A 23,595-nucleotide genomic window follows, 5' to 3' on the forward strand; every position below is an offset into this window, starting at 1 on the left:
ATCCCGATGCAACGAAAAAACAGCAGAGAGTCTCTATTGTCATACGGGTGCCATTTCCTGTATAATTTACCGTGAAGTGAAAGAAGGAGTGAAAAGATCCATGTACGATTACATTACAACATACACAGGAATTCATTTTGTACCGACGAAACCCGAAATCAGTGCCATAAAGATTGAAGATATTGCACATGCCCTGTCTCTGATCTGCAGAGGCAACGGGCATGTGAAAACCTTTTTTTCCGTAGGGCAGCATTGTGTGAACTGTGCTCTAGAGGCAGAAAAACGGGGATATTCCAGACGTCTGATACTGGCGTGTCTTTTGCACGATGCCAGTGAAGCGTATATGTCTGACGTTCCAAGACCGTTTAAGCAGCATTTGAAAGATTATATTGCATCAGAAAACAGGCTTCTGGATATGATCTATACGAAATATCTGGGAGAACCTCTTACGGAAGAAGAACAGCATCAGCTGAAGGTGATTGATGATGACCTTCTTTATTATGATCTGAGAGAACTTCTGAATGAACCGTCAGAAGGGCCGGAACCAGAGCTGAAGATTTCTTTGTCTTATGATTTCAGACCATTTGAGGAAGTGGAGAATGAATATCTGAAATTGTTTTACAGATATTTTGAGGAAGCAGAGGACAAGCCGTCGGGAGAGGTATTTGCGGATGAGGAAAACCCGTCTGTTGACCGGGAGGGAGGCAGGGAATCATGAAATTTCTTCATTTATCAGATCTTCATATTGGAAAGCGATTGAATGAATTTTCCATGCTGGAAGACCAGAAATATATCTTATCGCAGATTCTGGAAATCCTTGACCGGGAGAATGCGGATGGTGTGATTTTGGCAGGAGATATTTATGACAAACCGATTCCTTCTGTGGAGGCAGTGCAGCTTTTTGACAGTTTCCTTACCAGACTTGCAGACCGAAAAGTGCCTGTTTTCGCTGTGAGCGGAAATCATGATTCTGTGGAAAGGGTATCTTTTGGCGCTCAGCTGATGGAAAACAGAGGGGTTTATATTTCCAGAGTTTACGATGGAACGTTAAAGAAAATAGAAATGAGCGATAAAAACGGAGAAGTGTGTATCTGGCTTCTTCCGTTTATCAAACCGTCTTCTGTCCGCCATGTGCTTGAAGAAGAGGAGATCTCGACCTATCAGGATGCGCTGAAAACTGTAATGGAGCATATTTCTGTGGATACAGACAAAAGAAATATCCTGGTTGCTCATCAGTTTGTGACAGGTGCCAGCCGGTGTGAATCGGAAGAAGTACTTGTGGGCGGAGTAGATCAGGTGGATGTGTCGCTGTTTGAAAAATTTGACTATGTAGCTCTTGGACATTTGCACACACCGCAGCATGTCGGAAGGGAAACCGTGCGCTATTGCGGGACTCCACTGAAATATTCTTTTTCAGAAACAGATCAGGAAAAGTCGGTGACGGTGGTGGAACTTGGACAAAAGGGCAGTATCGTGATACGGACGATTCCGCTTCATCCGATTCGGGATATGCGTAAAATACGCGGTACTTATCTTGAGGTGACAGAAAAGTCATTTTATGAGGGAACAAACACCAGAGATTATCTTCATATTACCTTGACAGACGAGGAAGACATTCCGGATGGAATGCAGAAACTGAGAATCATTTATCCGAATCTGATGAAACTGGAATATGATAACCGCAGAACCAGTGAAAACCGTTCCATTGAGGAAAACACAGCGGCTGTACAGAAAACAGAACTGGAGATTTTCGAGGAATTTTTTGAAATTCAGAATAATCAGCCGATGAGTGAACAGCAGCGTCTTCTGGTACAGCAGCTGATCCAGGAGATTCAGGAAGGACAGGAAAGGGGGAAGGATAACAGATGAAGCCGCAGAAACTGATTATCAGCGCGTTCGGTCCGTATGCGGACAAAACGGAAATTGATTTTGAAAAACTGGGGAATCACGGACTTTTTCTGATAACCGGAGATACGGGTGCGGGAAAAACAACCATATTTGATGCGATTGCTTTTGCATTGTATGGAGAAGCCAGCGGCGAGGTGCGGGAATCCGGGATGTTTCGCAGCAAATATGCGGATCCGCAGACCCCGACCTATGTGGAACTGCATTTTTTGTATCAGGGTAAATGCTATATTGTCAAACGAAATCCAGAGTATCAGAGACCAAAAGGGAGAGGAACCGGATTTACCCTCCAGAGAGGGGACGCGGAACTGATCTATCCGGATGAGAGGCAGCCGGTTACCAAATCCCGGGAAGTGACCAGAGCCGTTACGGAACTGATTGGACTGGATTATCAGCAGTTTACGCAGATCGCTATGATCGCGCAGGGAGATTTTCATAAACTGCTTCTTGCAGGAACTTCCCAGAGAAGCGAGATTTTTCGGCAGATTTTCCATACGGGACTTTTTCAGGAACTGCAGTACCGGTTAAAAGATGCAGAAAAAAAGAGCAGCAAAAATTATAGTGAGACCAGACGAAGCATCAGCCAGTATCTGAGCGGAATTTCCTGTGAAGAAGATTCCGTGTTTTATCAAGAACTGGAAGAGCTGAAAAAAACAGGCTTTGAGGGGACTGTGGTGCGCGGGCTTGCTCTGCTGGATTCGCTGCTTGGGGAAGAACAAAAGGCTTTGAAAGAGTTTGAAGCTGAACTGAATATGCTGGAGGAAAAAGTACAGGAAGAAGATCAGCTTCTGGGTAAGGCCAGGCAGAACCGGGAGCTTCATGAGGAACTGGAAAGATGCCAGAGAAAACTGGAGGCTCTGAAACCGGAACTGGAAAAAACAGAGAAAGCGAGAGAGGAAGCAGTGAGAGCTTCTTCGGTAATGGGAGAACTGGAGGAACAGATCCGGGTAGAAACAGAGAAACGGATGAGATACCGGAAACTGGAAGAAAGTATAGAAGCATCCGGAAAAAAAGAAGCCAGTGTGAATGTTCTTGCTCAGAAAAAAGAAAAAATCCGCGTTCAGAAACAGGAACAATCGGAAAAAACCGAACAGCAAAAAAAGACACTCGCATCTTATGGAAGTGTCGGTGAAGAAAAAGAACGTCTGAACTATCAGAAACAAAAACTGGAAAACTATGCAGAAGAAGTCCGCAGTGCAAAAACGCATCTGAAAGAAATGGAAAAGAAGCAGGAACAGCTGAAGGATATTCGGAAAAAAATTGCGGAATGCAGAAAAACCCGGGAAATTTTGCAGGCTGAAATTTTTGCACTGAAAAATGCAGGCGAGGAAGAAATTGAATATCGTCATCAGAAAGAAGAAACGGAGCATTATATCCGTAAATTCCGTACACTTGAAAAAGAGTGGAAAGGAGCTGACTCTGCACAGAAAAGGACGGAAGAAAAATTAAACGGTTTTTTGCGGGAGGAGAAAATTCTCCGGGAAAAATATCAGGAGCATCTGGCGGAAAAAGAAAAAATCGGAAATGTGCAGATTCGGCTGATGCAGACAGAAAAACAGTTGGAACTGCTCCATATACGGAGAAATGATCTTAAGAATCTGTCAGAAAGTCTGCAGTCTTTCTTTTTGCAGGAAACACAGTGCAGGCAGGTGCAGAGGGAATATGAACGTGTTTCTTCAGAGACAGAAAGGCTCAGGGAAGAGTATTACGGTCTGGAAAAACAATTTCTGGACGCACAGGCAGGGGTGCTGGCACAGCATCTGAAAGAAGGAGAACCGTGTCCGGTCTGTGGTGCGGTACACCATCCGTCTCCGGCCGGTCTGACCGGAACAGTTTTGAAAAAAGAGGAGCTTGATGCCAGAAAAAAACAGCTCTATACATCGGATGCCAGAATGCACAAATTAAGCAGTGAGGCTGGCAGCCGGAAAGAGCAGCTGAAAAAGATGAAAGAAGATCTGCTTCAGAAAGCAGGCGTATTCTGGAAGGATCCATGCTGGGAGAAAATAGAGACAGAACTGGAAACAGCAGCCCGGAAATTAGTGGAAGAAGAAAACAGTCTTCAGCAGGAAAAAAGCATAGAAGAACAGAACCTGAAGAGAGAGCAGGAACTGACAGCGATTCTGGAAGAGGAAGAGGCGAAGCAGAAAACACTTCAGGAAAATCTGCAAAATGTGAAACAGTCTATGGCTATTGCGGGAGAGCAGAAAAGAGAAAAAGAGGCACAGCTTAAGCAGACCGTTCTGGAATACGCGGGAAAATCGGAAAGTTTGCGTATGGTTAACGAAATGTCTGAAGATGAAAAAGGAAATCTGCAGCCAGGAGAATTACTGGAACGGATTCAGAAAAAACTGTCAGAAGAGATGGACGTCAGGGAGAAGCTTTTGCAGGAAGCGTGCAGAAGAAAACAGGAACTGGAGGACAAAAAGCGCAGACAGGAGCAGATGGAACAGGAGCAGGAGCAGCTGGATAGCAGAAGAGGGGTCGTTCAACGTGAGAATGATGACTTGTCAGGACGTTTGCGAATGATTGAAAAAAAGGTGGTGGAAGGAACATGGGAAATTTTAAAATCCGATACTTGCCTTCCAGAACTTTCAGAAGAAATACCATCGGAAAAATGGTGGAGATTTGTGGAAAAAGCAGACATGCTTGGGACAGAACAGTTGCAGAAAAACGCCGAAGAACTGGAAAATAACAGAAAAAAACTTGCCGAAAAGATGGCTCTGGAGGAACAGATTCCTGAAGGAGAACGGAAAATCAGCAGGATGGAAAAAGAAGTACAGGAAATCGATCTCACGCTTGCAGGACTGCAGATGGAAATCAAAAAAATGGCCGAAGAACAGGATCATTTGAAGCGGATACTTGGAGAAAGTACAAAAGAGGATATTGAGAGACGCATTATGCAGGCGGAAGTAGAGAAAAAACATCTTATGGAAACGCTGCAGGAAGCGGAAAATGCTTACCAGGAAAACAGGATGAAAGAAACGGAGCTTTGCTCTGCCGTAAGAACCTTGTCCGGACAGATTCGGGAAGTGAAAGAACTGGATGAGGAGGAAATTCAGGAACGAAAAAACAGATATCTGGAACGAAAACGGATCCTGACAGAAAAACGGACCGAAAAGTATGCTTCTATGGAGAATAACAGAAAAATCTATTATACAGTAAAAGACCGTCAGGAACAGCTGACCCTTGCAGAACAGGAATATGTCCGGATCAAAGCTCTGTCAGATACGGCAAACGGTTCACTCAGAGACAAAAGAAAGGTGGAACTGGAAACCTATGTACAGATCGCTTATCTGGATCGTATTTTAAGAAGGGCAAATCTTCGCCTTATGACCATGAGCAGCGGGCAGTATGAGCTGAAAAGACAGGAGGACGGAGAGGACAAGCGTGGAAAGGCGGGTCTGGAACTGAATGTCATTGATCATTACAATGGCTCGGAAAGAAGTGTAAAAACATTGTCCGGCGGAGAAACTTTTCAGGCGTCTCTGTCTCTTGCACTTGGATTATCAGATGAAATCCAGTCCAGTGCAGGAGGAATTCAGCTGGATTCCATGTTTGTGGATGAAGGCTTCGGTTCACTGGATGAGGAAGCACTTGATCAGGCAGTGAGAGCACTGGCAGAATTATCGGAAGGAAAACGTATGGTGGGAATCATTTCCCATGTGGCGGAATTGAAGGAAAGGATTGACCGAAAAATGATCGTCAGCAAGACACGCATGGTCGGAAGCTATGTTGTGATTGAATAAGTGATGAGGGGATTTTATGTCAAAAAGAGAAAGAAATCCTCGGACGAAATAAATTGACGGTTCTGTGGGACCTGCCTATAATGATATTACAACCGGAGAGATGATTTGATTGAAATACATAAGATACTGTTAATTTGGAATGACTGACAGAGAAAGACAGATTAGGTATGGATAAAAAAGAATCTCTCCGGTATTTTTATGCCCTTTTTTATATCTATTCTGTGAAAGGAAAGGATGGATGTTTCGTAAATTTATAACAAAATGTTTCAATAGTACATAATTTCGTAAAAAAATAACTTGACATATGTACCTTTATTAAATATAATTTTCTCATACATTACAAAAATGTTACGAAATATTATATAAAAGAAAAAGAAACGACAAAAATGCAGGGGATGAAGGATATGAGACCGAACAGGATTTTACAGAAAAAGAAAAAAAAGAATAATGACAGCCTTCGCAGTTTTGCGCTTCTGAGTCTGTGCGCAGTCGTAGCCATTGTACTGGCAGTCGGGTCAAAGCTTGTCTTTTATGGAGAGAGCAATCAGGTTTATGCAGCTGCTGAGAACGGGCAGAATACGACGGTATCTGTGTCAGACAGAGATGAATATGATCTGCCGACAGGAATTGCAGGCGTTGTATCCGGTGTACAGGATACACTTATGCCGGGGGCAACTGTGAACAGGATCGGAACATCCTGTGAACAGGTAATGGTGGGACAGCGTGTGCAGACAGTAGAAGAAAGAGTGACAGAACTGAATGTCAGTGAATCTATGGCATCGAAGGTAGATTATCTGGATTCAACAGCGATTTCTCTGGCCACCAGTGCCAAGATGATGACAGATGAGGATTATGAAAATCTTCTGCTCATCGTAGAAGCAGAAGCGGGAAGCGAAGATCTGGAAGGGCGCATCATGGTTGCCAATGTCATCATGAACCGTGTGAAAAATGAGGAATTTCCGAATAATATCACAGATGTGATCTTTGAATACAAGAATGGTGTACCGCAGTTTTCCCCCGTATATGACGGACGTATTTATGAGGTGACTGTATCGGATCTTACAAGAGAAGCGGTAAAACGGACACTGGAAGGTGTGGATTACTCGGAAGGGGCACTTTTCTTTATTCAGAAATGTGCAGCAGAGAAACAGAACGTTGCCTGGTTTGAGACAGAGCTGAAACGGCTGTTTAAACATGGGGTTCATGAATTTTATACATATCCGGAGGAAGCTTCTGAGAAATCTTCCGGAGGAAAAAAAGCAGAAAAAGAATCTGCCGGAACTGAAGAAACAGTTCAGATGGCTAAAAATGATATTTCGTGAGAATAAAAAGCTGCAGGAGGTTTTCCCGCAGCTTTTTGATTTTAGTATGGTATTTTGTGAAAGTTCATGTTATAATGGGGGCGCTTCACATGAGAAAAGATAAAAAGGATACTATAAAATAAAAGAAAGGCAGGAAAGATGATGCAGGTATTGTACAAAAGCACCAGAGGAAAGGAAGAGACAGTTACAGCTTCTATGGCAATCCTGAAGGGACTTTCTGAGGATGGAGGATTATTCGTGCCGGTTACCATTCCCAGGCTGGATGTTCCTGTGGAAAAACTGGCGCAGATGAATTATAAGGAAACGGCATATGAAGTCATGAGCCGTTTTCTGACAGACTTTACAGAAGAAGAACTGAAAAACTGTATTGACCATGCATATGATGAGAAGTTTGATACAGAAATGATCGCGCCGATTCATGAGGCAAATGGCGTGTATTTTCTGGAATTGTTCCATGGCGCAACGATTGCGTTCAAAGATATGGCATTATCCATTCTTCCGCATCTGATGACGACTGCAGCCAGAAAAAATAATGTAAAGAATGAAATCGTGATTCTTACAGCGACTTCCGGAGATACAGGAAAAGCTGCTCTGGCCGGATTTGCCGATGTGCCGGGAACAAGAATTGTTGTGTTTTATCCGAAACACGGTGTCAGCCCTATTCAGGAAAAGCAGATGGTAACGCAGAAGGGAGCCAACACCTGTGTCATTGGTATTACCGGCAATTTTGATGATGCCCAGACAGCAGTGAAGAAAATGTTTAACGATCAGGAGCTTGCTGCAGAACTGGATGCTTCCGGGTTCCAGTTTTCTTCTGCCAATTCCATTAATATCGGACGTCTTGTTCCGCAGGTGGTATACTATGTATATGCATACGCATCTCTGGTAAGAGACGGCAGAATCAAAGCCGGAGAAGAAATCAATGTAACGGTTCCTACCGGTAATTTTGGCAACATTCTGGCAGCATATTATGCAAAGCAGATGGGACTTCCGATCAATAAACTGATCTGTGCATCCAATGAAAATAAAGTTCTTTATGACTTTTTCCGTACAGGAACCTATGACAGAAAGAGAGACTTTATTCTTACCACCTCCCCATCCATGGATATTCTGATTTCCAGCAATCTGGAACGTCTGATCTATCGCATTGCAGGGGAAGATGCAGAGAAATGTTCCAGGCTGATGCAGGCACTGAGCCAGGGCGGGGAATATACAATCACAGAGGAAATGAAAGCGCAGCTTGGCGATTTTTACGGAAACTTCTGCAGTGAAGGAGAAACCAGGGAAGCTATCAGTGCAACTTATTATGGAAGCAATTATGTGATTGATACGCATACAGCTGTTGCTGCCGGTGTTTATCAGAAATATCTTCGTGAGACCGATGATCATACTCCGACGGTGATCGCATCTACCGCCAGCCCGTTCAAATTCCCGGGAAGCGTTGTAAGTGCAATCTCTGACAGATTCGAAGGACTGGATGACTTTGGCCTGGTAGATGCGCTGTCTGCTCTTTCCGGTGTAAAAGTACCGAAAGCAGTAGAAGAGATCCGTACAGCGCCTGTCCTTCATGACAAAGTTGTGGATGCACAGGATATGCCGGCTGCAGTGAAGGAATTCCTTGGTATCTGCGGCTGAAAACAAAAGACAACCAAAATGGTATGTTATCTGCAGAAAAACGCGGATTTTATACTGGAATGTTCATTTTGGAACAAAGTTATCATTGTGAAAGTATTGACATTTTTGACGCAAAATGTAATAATAAAGCATGATTAGCAACTACACACTAATTGAAGAAAAGAGGTTAAATGAAAGATGGCAGAAATTAATTTAAGCAAGTATGGCATTACCGGAACAACAGAAATCGTTCGTAATCCTTCTTACGAAGTGCTGTTTGAAGAAGAAACCAAAGCAGACCTTGAAGGCTTCGAAAAAGGTCAGGTAAGTGAACTTGGTGCAGTGAACGTTATGACCGGTATCTATACAGGACGTTCTCCTAAAGACAAATTCATCGTTATGGACGAAAACTCCAAAGATACTGTATGGTGGACTTCTGATGAATATAAGAACGATAACCATCCGGCATCTGAAGAAACCTGGGCAGCATTAAAAGAAATCGCACAGAAAGAACTTTCCAATAAAAAACTTTATGTTGTAGATGCATTCTGCGGTGCAAACAAAGATACTCGTATGGCAATCCGTTTCATCGTTGAAGTTGCATGGCAGGCACACTTTGTAGAGAACATGTTCATCATGCCTACAGAAGAAGAGCTTGAGAACTTCGAGCCTGATTTTGTTGTATACAATGCTTCCAAAGCAAAAGTTGAAAACTACAAAGAATTAGGTCTTAATTCTGAGACAGCAGTAGTATTCAACATCACAAGCCGTGAGCAGGTAATCATCAATACATGGTACGGCGGAGAAATGAAGAAAGGTATGTTCTCCATGATGAACTACTATCTGCCGCTGAAGGGCATCGCTTCCATGCACTGCTCCGCAAACACAGATATGAACGGTGAGAACACTGCAATCTTCTTTGGTCTTTCCGGAACAGGTAAGACTACACTTTCCACAGACCCGAAACGTCTTCTGATCGGTGATGACGAACACGGCTGGGATGACAACGGCGTATTTAACTTCGAAGGCGGATGCTACGCAAAAGTTATCAACCTTGACAAAGAATCTGAGCCGGATATCTACAATGCAATCAAACGCAACGCTCTTCTTGAGAACGTTACACTGGATGCAGAAGGCAAGATTGATTTTGCTGATAAGAGCGTAACAGAGAATACACGTGTATCCTACCCGATCAACCACATCGAGAAGATCGTTCGTCCGGTATCTTCCGCACCGGCTGCTAAGAACGTAATCTTCCTTTCTGCAGATGCTTTTGGTGTACTTCCTCCAGTATCTGTTCTGACACCTGAGCAGACACAGTATTACTTCCTGTCTGGTTTCACAGCTAAACTTGCAGGTACAGAGCGTGGTATTACCGAGCCTACACCTACTTTCTCCGCATGCTTTGGCCAGGCATTCCTGGAACTGCATCCGACCAAATATGCAGAAGAGCTTGTTAAGAGAATGGAACAGAGCGGAGCAAAAGCATATCTTGTTAATACAGGATGGAATGGAACAGGCAAACGTATCTCCATCAAAGATACCCGTGGTATCATCGATGCAATCCTGAATGGTGACATTCTCAATGCACCGACCAAGAAGATTCCATTCTTCAACTTCGAAGTTCCGACAGAACTTCCGGGTGTTGATCCTGCAATCCTTGACCCGCGTGACACTTATGCAGATGCTGCTGAGTGGGAAGCAAAAGCAAAAGACCTTGCAGAAAGATTCATCAAGAACTTTGCGAAATATGAAGGAAATGAAGCTGGTAAAGCATTAGTTCCGGCTGGTCCTCAGTTCTAATTGTTATTTCGGCTGTTTTGAGCAGAGAAATCCATAAAAATGATCGGGTGTGAGTATTCACACCCGATTATGGTATCATAAGAAAGTACTCTGCATTTTTCTGTGATACAAAAAATCCGGACAGGATTGCAGCAGTAATGGAATTACATAAATTTCCTCAACAGAAATCGCATTTTCTGTTGAAAAACGGCATATACTAGAGTATAATAAATTGTAGAAAATTCCTGGGATGTGCGAGGCCCCTTTTTATTTTGAACCTACATCGACATAAAGGGACTCCAACATCGCAGCTCGGATGTCAGACCTCTCGTCGTGGCAGGCAGAAGAGTTGTTGAGGACACCCACCTAGCATCAGCTAGGCGTCAAAGAGAAGGGAACGGCATTCTGGGATATAAGAAAAGGACAGCAGTGATGTCCGTTTTGCAGGAACAGGACCAGTCAGACGGTCCTTTCTTTTTATATAGAAACCTATTGGGAGGATGTAATTATGGTAACGGAGAGAGTATTTGGAGAACTCCACACAGGAGAAAATGTCAGAATCTTTCGCCTGGAGAATGAATCAGGTGCATATGCGGAAGTACTGCAGTATGGCGCAATTCTTGTAAAAGTCTGTGTACCGGATAAAGATGGAAAACTTACAGATGTGGTTCTCGGGTATGATGATATGCAGGGATATCTGAAGAACGGATGTTTTTTTGGTGCAACGATAGGAAGAAACGGAAATCGAATTGAAGGTGCGAAATTTTCTATTTACGGAAAGGAAGTTATTCTTGCCGAGAACGAAAATCGCAATAATCTTCACAGCGGTCCGGATGGCTTTGAGAAGAAATTGTGGAATATTGAACATGTGGATGAGGAAAAAAACAGTGTTACCTTTTTCCGGATCAGTCCTGACGGGGAGAACGGATTTCCGGGAGAGTTCCGTATTTCTGTGAAATATGAGTTTACAGATGAGAATGAACTTAAGATTACATACCAGGGTGTCAGTGACGAGACAACAGTGGCTAATCTGACCAATCATTCCTACTTTAACCTTTCCGGAGAGGGAAGCGGAGATGTTCTGGACCAGAATTTATGCATTCATGCAGAATTTTTTACCCCTGTACGGGACAGCCAGTCCATACCGACAGGAGAATATGCTCCTGTAGCAGGTACCCCGATGGATTTCACAAAAATGAAGCCGATCGGTCAGGATATTGAAGCGGATTATGACCAGCTGAAATTTACAGGCGGATTTGATCACAACTATGTAACCGATCATTATGCCGAAGGACAGAAGAGAATCATTGCAAGTGCTTATTCTCCGGCAACCGGTATTGCGATGGATGTGATTTCAGACTGTCCGTGCGTTCAGTTCTATGCCGGTAATTTTATTGAACAGGAGACAGGGAAAAACGGGCATATCTATGGAAAGAGAGACGGATTCTGTCTGGAGACTCAGGTAGAGCCCAATGCCGTAAATGCCCCGGCATTTCATTCTCCGATTCTGGAAGAAGGCGATACATACCGTTCAGATACATCCTACAAATTCTATATTCGATGACAGATGTTTCTGATTATAATAAAAAACAGCCATGTTTTCTGGTTCTTTTCATATAGTAGATATATGAAAAGAACCATTTTTATATCATAGGAGCGTGCGTGGGATTTTCCTGTGATATAGAAAAGTCCTCCGGGCAGGATTCTTTTCTGGCAATGTTTTCTCTGGCTTGTCACAAATAATGTTTCATGGTAAAATAAATTAGACATTCAGTGAAAGAAAGGTCAGAATAATGAATGAAAAAAAGGACAGGTCTCTGATTTCTCTGATGAGAGGCTTTATAGACCGGACAAGTGAAGATCATGTGGCGGCATATGCTGCACAGGCTGCGTTTTTTATGATCATGTCATTTATTCCGTTTATTATGTTCCTGACTGCAATGATAAAATATACACCTCTTACGTACAAAATGATGCGTCAGGCAATTATCAGCGTGATTCCACAGAACCTGCAGGAATTTATCATGGGAATTGTTGCAGAGGTATATGGAAGAAATATGACTGTTTATTCTGTTACGTCTGTTGCCGTTGCTGTCTGGTCGGCGGGGAAAGCACTGATGGCACTGATCAGCGGTCTGAACAGCATTTATCATGTTCATGAAACGCGAAACTGGCTGATTCGGAGAATTCAGGCTGCATTTTATACCCTGCTGTTTGCGATTGCATTGATCATCAGTTTGTTGCTTCTGGTATTGGGAAACAGGATTCAGATGGAACTTACCAAATATATACCGTTTCTTGGTGAATTGATTGCCCGGATCATCGGCGCAAGGACGTTGATTGTATTTGGTGTACTTTTTTGTATTTTTTTAATTTTGTACAAGGTGATGCCCAACCGGAAGGCTACTTTCAAGAGTCAGGTGCCGGGAGCTTTGATCTCTGCAATCGCATGGTCATTGTTTTCCTATTTTTTCTCGCTGTATTTTTCATTTTTTCCGGGATTCAGTAATATGTATGGCAGTCTGACTGCAGTTATTATGGTCATGATGTGGATGTACATCTGTATGAATATGCTTCTTTATGGTGCTGAGATCAATGCGTATTTTGAAAATCAGTTCCGTCAGGCTCAGAAATCGGTGCAGGATCTTCTGACAAGGGAAAGAAATAAAGAGAATAATCCAAATAAAATAGAACATAAAGAAAACAAATAACAGAAATACAACAAATAACAGAAATACAATATAGAAACGGGAAAAAACAACAAATAAAACGGAATGAATGATAAATTCAAAAATGAAACAGGAATAGTAAACTATTCGGTAATGAAAGGGATTAGTGTGTTTGCAAATTGCGGGAATGAATTTTCAGACACACTCTAATTAAGGTGATAAATAAATGGTGATATATATTATCAGACATGGTGTGACAGAATGGAATGCATTGAAAAAAGTACAGGGAATTGCGGATATCCCCCTTGCAGAGGAGGGAATCCTTCTTGCCAGGGAAACAGGGCGGGCTTTGAGGGATGTTCCTTTTGATCTCTGCTTTACCAGTCCCTTAAGCCGTGCACGCCGTACAGCGGAACTGGTTCTTGGAGAAAGATGTGCTTCTGTTCCGATTATGGAAGATCCGCGTATCCGGGAAATTAATTTCGGTGTGCTGGAAGGAACCCGTTTCAAAGACGAAAAAGGAAATGTGGTAAATGAGCAGATGGGGATTTTTTTTCAGGATCCGGAGCATTTTCAGAGACCAGAGAACGGAGAAAATATTCAGGATATCTGTGCACGCACAAGAGAATTCTGGCTGGAAAAAACAGGAGATCCGGCACTTCAGGATAAGACGATTCTGGTTGCTTCTCACGGCTGCGCCGTGCGGGCATTGCTTCGGAATGTATATCCGGAAGGAACGCCCTTCTGGAACGGTTCTGTGCCGCCCAACTGCGGAGTAAATATTGTTGAGGTAAAAAACGGAACTGCCAGATTTCTTGCACAGGACAGGGTATTCTGCAAATTACCGCCTTGTTCCACCGGAAATGGTATGATAACATAATAAGCAAAAGAAAACATTGAAATACCTGTAATGAGGAGGATGATCATGGGAAAAAAAGTAATTAACATCTTTTTATTTTTAGCAGTACTGGCAGGAGCCGTGGGGATGACTGTTTACGTGGGACAGGGAGCTGTAAGTATCATGATATACAACTTTGTGTTCCTTGGAATCATGGTAATCCTGTATCTTTCCGGCATGATCGGCGGAATGTTCCGTATGGGCGGGATTGCAGAAGCTCTGCGTAATGCAACAGAAGAATTGTCAGGTATTTTTAAGACCAATGGCAAAGTTGCTGCGGATAAACTTGTTCACCTGAATGATATTTTTAATCATACATATCTTGACGGCAAAATGGAGAATTTTACTGCCAGTGTTGTAAGAAGTGAAGAAGGTATCGGAGAGATTGAAGATTATCTGAATGAAGATGAGCTGGATAATCATATTCACAAACGTCTTCTGGAGATGATTCCGGATATCTTTACAAGTCTTGGTATCCTTGGAACATTTGTAGGTCTTGTCTGGGGCCTTAAGAATTTTCAGCCGAATGATTATGCAACCATGACCAGTTCTGTTGCCAGTCTGGTAGACGGTATCAAGGTGGCCTTTCTTACATCCATTTACGGAATTGCACTTTCTATTGTTTATACATTTGGTATGAAGAGTGAGTATTCTTCCATGACAGAAAGTCTGCAGGCATTTCTGGAAAAATTTCATTCCTGTGTCATGCCTACCGCAGAGAACGAGTCCAGAAACCTTCTGGTTGCCAGTCAGAAGAACCAGACTGCTGCCATGGAACAGATGGCGGAACAGTTTTCCGTACAGATGGCGGACAGCTTTGAGAAAGTGATCACGCCGACCTTTGTTAAAATGAATGAGTCTCTGGATATGCTTTCTACTTCTGTTCTTCGTTGTCAGCAGGACGCAGTAAAAGAAATTCTGGATACTTTCCTGAGAGAGATGAATGCCTCCTTCCATATGGAGTTTCAGGACTTTAATGAGTCCCTCGCAAGACTGAAAAATGTACAGAATGAAAATGCCGCCTATACAAGTGAATTATATCAGACCATGACGAAACAGCTTACGGAATCTTATGCGAAACAGGAAAAAATGGTGAAGGACCTGATGGAACAGATGAGCCGCAGTCAGGGAAAATACATGGATACAGCCAATCGTATCCTTCAGGAAAACAGAGAAATCCAGAAAATGCAGCAGGCAGATTACCAGCATATTGCGGAATATCTGAAAGATGCGGAGCGTTCTTCTGCGAAGTTCTGGGTTGCGTGCAATCAGACCATGCAGAAATATGTGGAAGCAGCTACACAGAGTACAGAGCGCATATCTTCGTTTAACGAATCCGGCAGTGATGTACTGAAGGCGAATAAACGTGTCGTAGAAGAATTTGATGCAAAAATGCAGGAATATGTGGCATATCAGAAAAAAGCTTATCAGACGATGGAACAGGTTCGCATGCTTCTTTCCGATATTACGATTGCCAAGAACAACAGAGAGATTTACCTGACAGCCGGCAGCCCAAATGGAGCGAATACGAATAGAGAGACTCTGGACAGAATGCAGAGCATGCTGGAAGAACAGAGTGAACGCCAGCAGGCTGCACTTGATGAGATGAATCAGAATATCCGGAATCTTTCCAAAACTGCTCAGAAGGGAAAATTCGGTTTGTTCAAATAAAAGGAGAAGCACATGAGGAAAAGAAAAAAATCAGAGAACAATGGATTTAATGTCTGGCGTTCCTATTCAGATATGATGGCAGGTATCATGCTTCTTTTTGTACTGATCATGTGCGTTACACTTTTTCAGGCGCAGAAAAGTTATGATGAAAGTATTAAGGAGCGGGATGAAAAGATTGCCATGCAGGAAGAGTATACACTGGAAATTCTGGCACAGCAGTCGGCTCTGGAAGAAAAAGAAGGTCAGCTGAAAGATCAGGACGAACAGCTGAAAACTCAGGATGAAAAACTGGAAGAGCAGAAGCTGCTCCTTGCAGAACTGGCAGCGAAACTGAAGGATCAGGAAGCAACTCTGACGCAGCAGCAGTCAGACCTGGATGAAAAAACAGCTCTTCTTGCGGATCAGCAGGCTCAGATCGATCAGATTATCGGTGTCAAGGCGGAAGTAGTAGAGTCTTTGAAAAATGAATTTTCCAAAAATAATGTCAATGTTGATATTGATCCCCAGACAGGTGCCCTGACACTGGATGCCAATGTTATGTTTGCATACGACGAGGCAGAACTCACAGATGAAGGCAAGGCAGCTCTGGAGGCCGTGCTCCCCATCTACTGCAAAGTCCTTCTGGAGGAGAAACATATGCCGTATCTGGCAGAAATTATCATTGACGGATATACCGATACAGATGGTGATTACAGTTATAATCTGGAACTTTCCCAGCGCCGTTCTCTGGCAGTGGCTCAGTATCTGCTGGATATCCAGTATGAGTTCCTGAATGACAGCCAGATTGAAAGTCTGGAAAATTATCTCACAGTCAATGGGCATTCTATGTCCAACCCGATTCTGGATGCAGAGGGAAATGTGGATAAAGATGCGTCACGTCGAGTTGAGGTAAAATTCCGTCTGAAAGATGACGAAATGATCGATGAATTGAATAAGATCATGACAGATGCGGAGACTGCAGACAGTGCAGAAAAGACAGAGAGTACAGCAAATGCAGACAGTGCAGAAAAAACAGAGAATGCGGCAAATGCAGACAGTGCAGAAAAGACAGATGACACAGCTGCTGCAGACAGTACAGAAAAAGCAGACAGTCAGCAGGCATCTTAGGAATGATTCGGAGATGATGCATCATGAATAAGAAAGGGAATAAAGGGACAATACTCCTGACAGTTGCTATCTGTCTGGTATTGGCCGGAGTTGTTGCTTTTTTTCTGATTGGAATCCGTCGTCTGGACAGAAATAATCAAAGGCTGGATGAGCAGTTTCTGCAGGAACAGGAAAAAACAAGAGAAACGATTGATAAGCTAAAAGAACAGGAAGCGGAACTGGATTCGGCTATCGCAGATATCAAGGGAGAAGATGCGGATCAGGAAATGAATGGGATCCGGGAATCTCAATCCGGTCAGGAAATGGAGAGTATAGAGGAAGCTGAACCTAATCAGGAAACGGGTGTGGTTCAGGAATCTGAATCCGGTCAGGAACAAAATGGGATACCGGAAGTAACTCCGACGCAGGAAACTCTTCTGGTCAGTATTCTGGATTGTCTTCAGGGAGAGACTCTGAAAGAATCCTCACTGTACATGGATAATCCGGGAATTTATTTTACAGCACAGCAGATTGTGGAAGGCGATGAAATCTATCAGCGGGCTAAGAGTCAAATAGATTCAGAGAACATTTCTCTGAGAGAACTTCGATATCTGAAAATGCCTTATTATAATACCAAAGGGGAAATTCAGGTCGGTGAAATGATTGTAAAAGCATCGATTTCCCAGGAAGTTCTCAGCGGCTGTCTGGAATTGTTCCAGGAAAAGAGGGGGATTTCCTCCATGAATCTGGATGCTCATATCTGGATTACAGAAGAGAAAGCTCAGGATATTCTTGATAAATTGACAGTTGAGTCGTAACACAAATAAGAATAGAAATATAAAAACAGAAATATAAAAACAGCCTGTTATCAGGCTGTTTTTATATTTGTGGTAACGATATTCTGTTACAGGAAAGTATTTTGCAGTTTCCTGTAATGCAGAAAGTTCCTCGGCAAGGATTTTTTTATGTAATTTCAGTTGATTTTTTTTAGTGCGTCTTCAGAAACGATTCTTTTTCTCACCGTCAGAAAGATGATTCCGGCCGTGGTGGCAGCGGTGATATCAGAAATCGGTTCCGCATAATAGATTCCCATAACCCCGAAAAATTTCGGAAGAATAATGGCAAGAGGGATCAGAAGAAAAACTTTCCTGAGCAGTGCAATGAACAGGGAAATTTTTGCCTGCCCGAGTCCCATGAAAGTAGTCTGGCATCCCATCTGAATACCAAAAATCCAGAAACCTGCCATAAAAATTGGCATTACCTTACAGACCAGAGAAATCAGCTCTTCGTTGGTGGTAAAGATTTTGGCAAAAATCATCGGGAAATTGACGGTGCAAAGACAGAATAGGGTAGCCACTGTAAAGGTAGTTGCTATGGTAAGCCGGTATGTCTTTTTGACACGGTCAAATTTGCGGGCACCGAAATTATAGCTGATAATGGGCTGGACACCCTGTGTAAATCCATTGATCGGAGTACCTGCAAGCTGCATAACACTCTGAAGAATTGTCATGGATCCCACATAGAGGTCGCCGCCGTAAGTCTGCAGTCCGCTGTTCAGTACAATGGTAATGGCACTTTCCGTTGCCTGCATGATAAAAGGTGAAATACCGAGAGACATGACACTGCGGATGATATTCCATTCCGGGCGGAGATTTTTGCGGCGGATACGGATGACAGATTTGGCGGAGCATAAAAAACGTACTACCCATACAGCGCTGCATGCCTGTGAAATAATGGTAGCCAGAGCTGCCCCCTGTACACCCAGTTTAAGGACGAAAATAAGTATGGGGTCAAGAATGATATTGATCACGGCTCCGATGAGAACCGAAAGCATTGCCGTTCTGGCCTGTCCCTGGGAAGAAATAAACATATTCAGCCCCAGTGCGAACTGCACAAAAATCGTACCAAAAAGGTAAATTGATATGTAATTGACTGCATAAGTAATTGTTTCGTCGCTGGCTCCGAACATGTAAAGAAGCGGACGTTTGAAAATGAGAAAGAAAATGGTCAGGATAACGGAAAAGCAGAAAAGAACGGCTGCTCCGTTTCCAAGTATTTTCTCCGCACGTTCCTTATCCTTTTTGCCGAGTGCAATGGCTGCGAGGGGAGCACCTCCGGCTCCGATAAAAGAGCTGAATGCGGAAATGATCATAATGATCGGAAAGGTAAGACCGACACCGGTGAGGGCAATATGGCCGATATCTGCAATATGGCCGATATACATACGGTCAACGATGTTGTATAGTACATTGATCAGCTGGGCGATGACGGATGGAATGGCAAGGCTCAGCATAAGTTTGGGAATCGGCATGGTTCCCAGCTTTTCATCCCGTGATTGCTGCATAGTATTCCTCCTGTGAAAATTAAGGAAAATATTTGGGCAAAAATGTCTGCCCTTCCTCTGTGCAGGTTTACATATAAGGTATATGCCAAAATTCTCATGCCGAAAGAAACCGGGAATGAATTTTGGCAAAGTTGCTTTGAACGGTGTAAACCGCAGTGAAAAAAGTATATCATGTATGGAAAATTTGGGCAAGACATTTCGGGAGAAGTGTGATATGATTACGTTGCTGTTTGTTGGAAATAACTCGCGAAGTGTGTTATTGTAAACTGAGTGAACAGCTGCATAATTGTACGATGAGTAATACAGAAGAACGGGAGTGGGAAAGACAAATGAAACGGACAGCATCTATCTGGATTGTGATTGCAGGAATTCTCTGGGGAATTATGGGGATTTTTGTTCGAAAACTGGAAACTTATGGATTTACTTCGCTTCAGATTGCTTCTATGCGTCTGATCGGAGGGGCGGTGATCTTTGTAATTGCAGCGGCAGTTTTTGACAGAGAAAAACTCCGAATCAGAATACGGGATATCGGGTTGTTTTTCGGTATGGGAGTCTGCAGTATCCTTCTTTTTACCGTGTGCTATTTTACAACGATTTCCATGGCATCTTTGTCTGTAGCGGCAATTTTGCTTTACACAGAACCGATCATGGTGATGATTATGTCGTTGTTTCTGTTCCATGAGAAACTTACAGCCAGAAAATATACCGCTCTTGTGCTGGCTTTTACAGGATGCATTCTTGTTACAGGTATCGGCGGAGATATGAAAGTATCCGCTCTTGCAGTTGGAACGGGACTTTTGTCAGGCTTCGGATACGGTCTATACAGCATTTTTGGCACCTATGCACTTCGGAAGTATCCGCCTTTGACAGCTACAACTTATGCATTTGTGTGCGGCGGTGCGGGAGCACTTTTTATCTGCAGACCTGCTGATATCGCTGCAAAAGTACAGAACTCCGGTGAAGCCGGAAAGGTAATACTGCTGATGTTTCTGATGGCATTTGTAACAGCAGTGCTGCCCTACCTGTTTTATACTGTGGGACTTGCTTCTGTCAGAGCAAGCTCTGCGGCTATCATGGCATCTGTGGAGCCGGTTGTTGCAACGATTGCGGGAGTACTGGTATTTCACGAAACAATGACAGGGCAATCTCTGGTGGGAATACTTCTGGTGCTCAGTGCGATTGTAATACTGAATATCAACCCCGGTTTACACAGACGAAAAAAGAAAGAATAATGAACCGATGATAAAAGAGTTTGTGTTACTGTTCGAAGAAGTTTATAAAACTTGCTGTAAAAAAATCTTGCATTAGGAAGAGTTCTATTGTATAATCATCTATGTTGTGAAAAAAGATGGTCCTCTGTTACAATTCATGTATTAAGAACATCCAGATAGAATAGGAGAGAATAAAATGAACGAAATTATCAGAAACATCGAAGCTGCTCAGTTAAAAGCAGAAGTACCGCAGTTCAACGTTGGTGATACTGTAAGAGTACACGCACTGATCAAAGAAGGAAACCGTGAACGTGTTCAGATTTTTGAAGGAACTGTTCTGAAGAAACAGGGCGGAAGCAACAGAGAAACTTTCACTGTAAGAAAGAGCTCCAATGGTGTTGGCGTTGAGAAAACATGGCCAATGCATTCTCCGCACGTTGTAAAAGTAGAAGTTATTCGTCATGGTAAAGTTCGCCGTGCAAAACTGAACTACTTAAGAGATCGCGTAGGTAAATCTGCAAAGGTTAAAGAGCGCGTAAGATAATGAAAATTTCACAGTGATAAAGAGCAGGGACAATAACTTACGCTATTGTCCCTCTTTTTCCTTTATCTTTTATTAGTCGAGGAAATTTCATATGGACTTAAAAAAATGGAAAAATAATCCCAAAATACAGGATGCCCGTGAAAAAATGGAAAACGGTAAAATCCGGGGAATCTTTCGTCTGATTTTTGAAATTGCAGTTACACTTGCCTTTGCTGCCCTGGTGGCAATTGCGATGTTTCAGTCGGTTACGATGCAGGAGAGTTCAATGGAACCCACACTTTCGGTTGGTGACCGTTTTTTTATCAATCGTGTTATTTATCGTGTATCTTCTCCGCAGAGAGGAGATATTATTGTATTTCGTACCAATGCCAGTGATGAGGCTGCACTGCATATCCGCCGTGTGATCGGTCTTCCGGGCGAGACGGTTCAGATTGTTGATGGACGTATTATGATCAATGGAGAGACCTATAAAGAAGGCAGAGATTTTCCAACGATCAGCAATGCAGGACTGGCCGCCAGTCCGATCACGCTTGAAGCGGGAGAATACTTTGTTCTTGGAGATAATCGGAACAACAGTGAGGACAGTCGGTATGGAGATATTGGAATAGTTAAGAAAAAATATATTTCCGGAAAATTATGGTTTACCTGTTATCCGGTGAAAAAAATCGGTTTTCTGGAAAGCTGACAGGAGAAGAATAAGATGAATGTACAATGGTATCCCGGTCATATGACCAAAGCAAGGAGACAGATGCAGGAAGACATCAAGCTGATCGATCTGATCATTGAGCTTGTGGATGCCCGCGTGCCTCTGTCCAGCCGTAATCCGGATATTGATGAACTGGGAAAAAATAAATCAAGACTGATTCTTTTGAATAAAGCGGATCTGGCGGATGAACGGCAGAATGAAGCCTGGAAGGAATATTTTCAGAAAAAGGGATTCTTTGTAGTCAAAGTAGATTCCCGATCCGGTTCCGGAATGAAAACAATTCAAAATGTCATTCAGGAAGCATGTAAGGAAAAAATTGAAAGAGACCGCAGACGCGGAATCAAAAACCGTCCCATCCGTGCCATGGTAGTGGGAATTCCAAATGTTGGAAAATCAACATTTATCAACACTTTTGCAGGAAAAGCCTGCGCTAAAACCGGCAATAAACCAGGCGTGACCAAGGGGAAACAGTGGATCCGTCTGAACAAAGGAGTAGAACTTCTGGATACACCGGGGATTCTCTGGCCGAAATTTGAGGATCAGGAAGTGGGCATTCGTCTTGCCTATATCGGCTCGATCAAGGATGATGTCCTGAATATGGAAGAACTCTCTCTGAGTCTTATTGAGTATCTTCGCGGAAACTATCAGGGCTGCCTGGAAAAACGCTATGGGATTTCCGAAGAAGGATCGACGCTTGAAATCATGGAGGCCATTGCCCGCGCCCGTGGCTGTCTGAAAAAGGGCGAAGAACTGGATTACGGGAAGACAGCCGGGATTCTGTTCGATGATTTCCGCAGCGGAAGACTTGGAAAAATTACTCTGGAGTGGACCTGACCGATTTTCACAGAATGGTCCGGCGCGGCAATGGGGTATGGAACAGATGGGAAAGGACTTCTCCGGGCTGCTGAATTTCTGGAAGAGTGATGTATTAGTTCAATTTTAAAATCATCACAGGAATGGGAGGATGATTGGGCCGGTTGTAGTATTCTGTTTTCAGAACAAGGTATTTTCTGGAATCCAGAGAAGAAAGCCAGTCCAGAACAGCATCCCGTTCTTCAAATCCGGAATCGCCTCCGCTGTAAATACACAGTGAGATCATCCCGCCTTTTTTCAGCAGAAGAAGAGAATCTTTAAGAGCCCGGATACTGGTATCACTTCTGGTCGCCAGTGCGTGGTCACCTCCGGGCAGATAACCGAGATTAAAAACAATACAGCTTACACTTTCATCGGGAACATAGTTTCTCATATTTGTATGAGAATCCAGAACAAGCCGGTAATTTGGCAGAGCCTGATGTGTTTCCAGCAGCTTTTTTGTATGTGTCAGGGCGGGCTCCTGAATATCAAAAGCCAGTACATTTCCTGTCTCTCCGCAGAGAGAACTCAAAAGCAGTGTATCATTGCCATTGCCCATGGTTGCGTCTATACAAAAATCCCCTTTTTTCACCTGTTCACGTATAAAACGTGAGCACCATTCTGTGATTTTATAATTATCCATAATCCATGACTCCTCCTGTATGTATTCGAGTGTGTCTGAAATTTCATTCCCGCCATCTGCACGCCCCGCTTTGCGGGAATTTTTTCGTTGTAATAGAAATTGAACTCTTTAAAAGTGATAGTAATACTATACGTTACAGTACGATTGTTTGCAATGAAAAAAGCAGTTTCTGATAAAATATTTGACACATTTTCGTTGTATAGAAATGAAGCACCGGTTTCATTGTATAGAAGCATCGGTTTCATTGTATCTTGACTTTCAAAAATAAACCCGTTATAATAATTGAGTATTTTGGAAATCGCCATTGCTTACCGGAGTGCGGTTTTCATGCGATCAGGACTGTGAAGGTGTGTAAGTAGTCTGCACAAGCGGTTTTCAGAGAGGGATCCGGATGCTGTGAGAATCCCAGCCGCCTGCCGATGAATTTCAGCATTGGAGTCTTCCGCGAAAACAGAATACACTGACTAAGCGGATGTAATTGCTGCATAAAAGCAAAACGAGTGTAGATATTCACCGGGAATATCTGAATTTGGGTGGTACCGCGGAGAAATTCGTCCCATAGCATATCGAAGTGCTATGGGATTTCTTTATGTCATGGAAGA

The 23,595-nt window shown here is 43.1% G+C and carries 19 protein-coding genes and 1 other RNA gene; 17 read left to right on the plus strand and 3 right to left on the minus strand.

The genetic code is table 11. From position 1 onward, the window contains the following. The first annotated feature begins 100 nt into the window (after positions 1-100). From ACTNEW_RS02115 to ACTNEW_RS02175, 13 genes are all read left to right on the plus strand, one after another. On the plus strand, positions 101-718 hold the full coding sequence (locus tag ACTNEW_RS02115; protein ID WP_441057302.1) for a hypothetical protein: 618 nt from the start codon (positions 101-103) through the stop codon (positions 716-718). After that, positions 715-1,869 (plus strand): exonuclease SbcCD subunit D, encoded by a 1,155-nt coding sequence (locus ACTNEW_RS02120; protein WP_441057304.1) that lies wholly within the window; start codon positions 715-717, stop codon positions 1,867-1,869. Before ACTNEW_RS02115 ends, ACTNEW_RS02120 begins: the two co-directional genes overlap by 4 nt. Beyond that, the gene (locus ACTNEW_RS02125; RefSeq protein ID WP_441057308.1) at positions 1,866-5,651 is read left to right on the plus strand and encodes an AAA family ATPase; all 3,786 of its coding nucleotides are present in this window, start codon (positions 1,866-1,868) and stop codon (positions 5,649-5,651) included. Before ACTNEW_RS02120 ends, ACTNEW_RS02125 begins: the two co-directional genes overlap by 4 nt. Before the next feature lie 404 nt (positions 5,652-6,055). After that, complete coding sequence (locus tag ACTNEW_RS02130; protein ID WP_441057310.1) at positions 6,056-6,973, plus strand: cell wall hydrolase; 918 nt, start codon at positions 6,056-6,058, stop codon at positions 6,971-6,973. 141 nt (positions 6,974-7,114) lie between these two features. Further along, positions 7,115-8,608 (plus strand): threonine synthase, encoded by a 1,494-nt coding sequence (gene thrC / locus ACTNEW_RS02135; RefSeq protein WP_441058092.1) that lies wholly within the window; start codon positions 7,115-7,117, stop codon positions 8,606-8,608. 177 nt (positions 8,609-8,785) lie between these two features. Continuing rightward, complete coding sequence (gene pckA / locus ACTNEW_RS02140) at positions 8,786-10,390, plus strand: phosphoenolpyruvate carboxykinase (ATP) (protein WP_441057312.1); 1,605 nt, start codon at positions 8,786-8,788, stop codon at positions 10,388-10,390. A gap of 218 nt (positions 10,391-10,608) precedes the next feature. Continuing rightward, positions 10,609-10,785, plus strand: a non-coding RNA gene (gene ssrS, locus ACTNEW_RS02145) — 6S RNA. 89 nt (positions 10,786-10,874) lie between these two features. Then, positions 10,875-11,933 carry an aldose epimerase family protein gene (locus tag ACTNEW_RS02150; protein WP_441058094.1) on the plus strand — a complete coding sequence of 353 codons (1,059 nt, stop codon included), beginning with the start codon at positions 10,875-10,877 and terminating at the stop codon, positions 11,931-11,933. Positions 11,934-12,162: 229 nt separating this feature from the next. Then, positions 12,163-13,080: a YihY/virulence factor BrkB family protein gene (locus tag ACTNEW_RS02155; RefSeq protein WP_441057314.1), complete on the plus strand. Its 918-nt coding sequence runs from the start codon at positions 12,163-12,165 to the stop codon at positions 13,078-13,080. A 184-nt stretch (positions 13,081-13,264) separates the two neighbouring features. Then, positions 13,265-13,918, plus strand: a complete 654-nt coding sequence (locus tag ACTNEW_RS02160) for a histidine phosphatase family protein (RefSeq protein ID WP_441057316.1) — start codon at positions 13,265-13,267, stop codon at positions 13,916-13,918. A 45-nt stretch (positions 13,919-13,963) separates the two neighbouring features. Next, a complete protein-coding gene (locus ACTNEW_RS02165) occupies positions 13,964-15,607 on the plus strand; it encodes a MotA/TolQ/ExbB proton channel family protein (RefSeq protein WP_441057318.1) in 1,644 nt (547 codons plus the stop codon). 12 nt (positions 15,608-15,619) lie between these two features. Beyond that, positions 15,620-16,714 (plus strand): OmpA family protein, encoded by a 1,095-nt coding sequence (locus ACTNEW_RS02170; RefSeq protein WP_441057320.1) that lies wholly within the window; start codon positions 15,620-15,622, stop codon positions 16,712-16,714. Positions 16,715-16,737: 23 nt separating this feature from the next. Next, a complete protein-coding gene (locus ACTNEW_RS02175) occupies positions 16,738-17,511 on the plus strand; it encodes a hypothetical protein (protein WP_441057321.1) in 774 nt (257 codons plus the stop codon). Between the two features lie 155 nt (positions 17,512-17,666). On the opposite strand, the gene ACTNEW_RS02180 is transcribed toward ACTNEW_RS02175, so the two are convergent. Further along, entirely contained in the window at positions 17,667-19,037 is a 1,371-nt protein-coding gene (locus ACTNEW_RS02180) for an MATE family efflux transporter (protein WP_441057323.1), read from the minus strand. Positions 19,038-19,366: 329 nt separating this feature from the next. Here ACTNEW_RS02180 and ACTNEW_RS02185 point away from each other — a divergent pair, with 329 nt between their 5' ends. From ACTNEW_RS02185 to ylqF, 4 genes are all read left to right on the plus strand, one after another. After that, positions 19,367-20,269, plus strand: a complete 903-nt coding sequence (locus ACTNEW_RS02185; protein ID WP_441057325.1) for a DMT family transporter — start codon at positions 19,367-19,369, stop codon at positions 20,267-20,269. A gap of 175 nt (positions 20,270-20,444) precedes the next feature. Next, complete coding sequence (gene rplS, locus ACTNEW_RS02190) at positions 20,445-20,792, plus strand: 50S ribosomal protein L19 (RefSeq protein WP_441057327.1); 348 nt, start codon at positions 20,445-20,447, stop codon at positions 20,790-20,792. 91 nt (positions 20,793-20,883) lie between these two features. Then, positions 20,884-21,477, plus strand: a complete 594-nt coding sequence (gene lepB, locus ACTNEW_RS02195; protein WP_441057329.1) for a signal peptidase I — start codon at positions 20,884-20,886, stop codon at positions 21,475-21,477. A gap of 15 nt (positions 21,478-21,492) precedes the next feature. After that, positions 21,493-22,332, plus strand: a complete 840-nt coding sequence (gene ylqF, locus ACTNEW_RS02200) for a ribosome biogenesis GTPase YlqF (RefSeq protein ID WP_441057331.1) — start codon at positions 21,493-21,495, stop codon at positions 22,330-22,332. A gap of 94 nt (positions 22,333-22,426) precedes the next feature. On the opposite strand, the gene ACTNEW_RS02205 is transcribed toward ylqF, so the two are convergent. Continuing rightward, positions 22,427-22,993 carry a tRNA (mnm(5)s(2)U34)-methyltransferase gene (locus tag ACTNEW_RS02205; protein WP_441057333.1) on the minus strand — a complete coding sequence of 189 codons (567 nt, stop codon included), beginning with the start codon at positions 22,991-22,993 and terminating at the stop codon, positions 22,427-22,429. Then, positions 22,939-23,298, minus strand: a complete 360-nt coding sequence (locus ACTNEW_RS02210) for a DUF6783 domain-containing protein (protein WP_441057335.1) — start codon at positions 23,296-23,298, stop codon at positions 22,939-22,941. Before ACTNEW_RS02210 ends, ACTNEW_RS02205 begins: the two co-directional genes overlap by 55 nt. Between the last annotated feature and the right edge of the window lie 297 nt (positions 23,299-23,595).

This window comes from Blautia sp. HCP3S3_G3 (assembly GCF_052063365.1).
In the GTDB taxonomy this organism is placed as follows: Bacteria; Bacillota; Clostridia; order Lachnospirales; family Lachnospiraceae; genus Blautia_A.

Coding starts and splice junctions, on each gene's coding strand:
- ACTNEW_RS02130 (WP_441057310.1), top strand. CDS start 6,056: ATGAGACCGAACAGGATTTTACAGAAAAAGAAAAAAAAGAATAATGAC.
- ACTNEW_RS02210 (WP_441057335.1), bottom strand. CDS start 23,298: ATGGCGATTTCCAAAATACTCAATTATTATAACGGGTTTATTTTTGAA.
- lepB (WP_441057329.1), top strand. CDS start 20,884: ATGGACTTAAAAAAATGGAAAAATAATCCCAAAATACAGGATGCCCGT.
- ACTNEW_RS02160 (WP_441057316.1), top strand. CDS start 13,265: ATGGTGATATATATTATCAGACATGGTGTGACAGAATGGAATGCATTG.
- ACTNEW_RS02170 (WP_441057320.1), top strand. CDS start 15,620: ATGAGGAAAAGAAAAAAATCAGAGAACAATGGATTTAATGTCTGGCGT.
- ACTNEW_RS02155 (WP_441057314.1), top strand. CDS start 12,163: ATGAATGAAAAAAAGGACAGGTCTCTGATTTCTCTGATGAGAGGCTTT.
- ACTNEW_RS02180 (WP_441057323.1), bottom strand. CDS start 19,037: ATGCAGCAATCACGGGATGAAAAGCTGGGAACCATGCCGATTCCCAAA.
- rplS (WP_441057327.1), top strand. CDS start 20,445: ATGAACGAAATTATCAGAAACATCGAAGCTGCTCAGTTAAAAGCAGAA.
- ACTNEW_RS02125 (WP_441057308.1), top strand. CDS start 1,866: ATGAAGCCGCAGAAACTGATTATCAGCGCGTTCGGTCCGTATGCGGAC.
- ACTNEW_RS02175 (WP_441057321.1), top strand. CDS start 16,738: ATGAATAAGAAAGGGAATAAAGGGACAATACTCCTGACAGTTGCTATC.
- ACTNEW_RS02115 (WP_441057302.1), top strand. CDS start 101: ATGTACGATTACATTACAACATACACAGGAATTCATTTTGTACCGACG.
- ACTNEW_RS02185 (WP_441057325.1), top strand. CDS start 19,367: ATGAAACGGACAGCATCTATCTGGATTGTGATTGCAGGAATTCTCTGG.
- pckA (WP_441057312.1), top strand. CDS start 8,786: ATGGCAGAAATTAATTTAAGCAAGTATGGCATTACCGGAACAACAGAA.
- ylqF (WP_441057331.1), top strand. CDS start 21,493: ATGAATGTACAATGGTATCCCGGTCATATGACCAAAGCAAGGAGACAG.
- ACTNEW_RS02205 (WP_441057333.1), bottom strand. CDS start 22,993: ATGGATAATTATAAAATCACAGAATGGTGCTCACGTTTTATACGTGAA.
- thrC (WP_441058092.1), top strand. CDS start 7,115: ATGCAGGTATTGTACAAAAGCACCAGAGGAAAGGAAGAGACAGTTACA.
- ACTNEW_RS02120 (WP_441057304.1), top strand. CDS start 715: ATGAAATTTCTTCATTTATCAGATCTTCATATTGGAAAGCGATTGAAT.
- ACTNEW_RS02165 (WP_441057318.1), top strand. CDS start 13,964: ATGGGAAAAAAAGTAATTAACATCTTTTTATTTTTAGCAGTACTGGCA.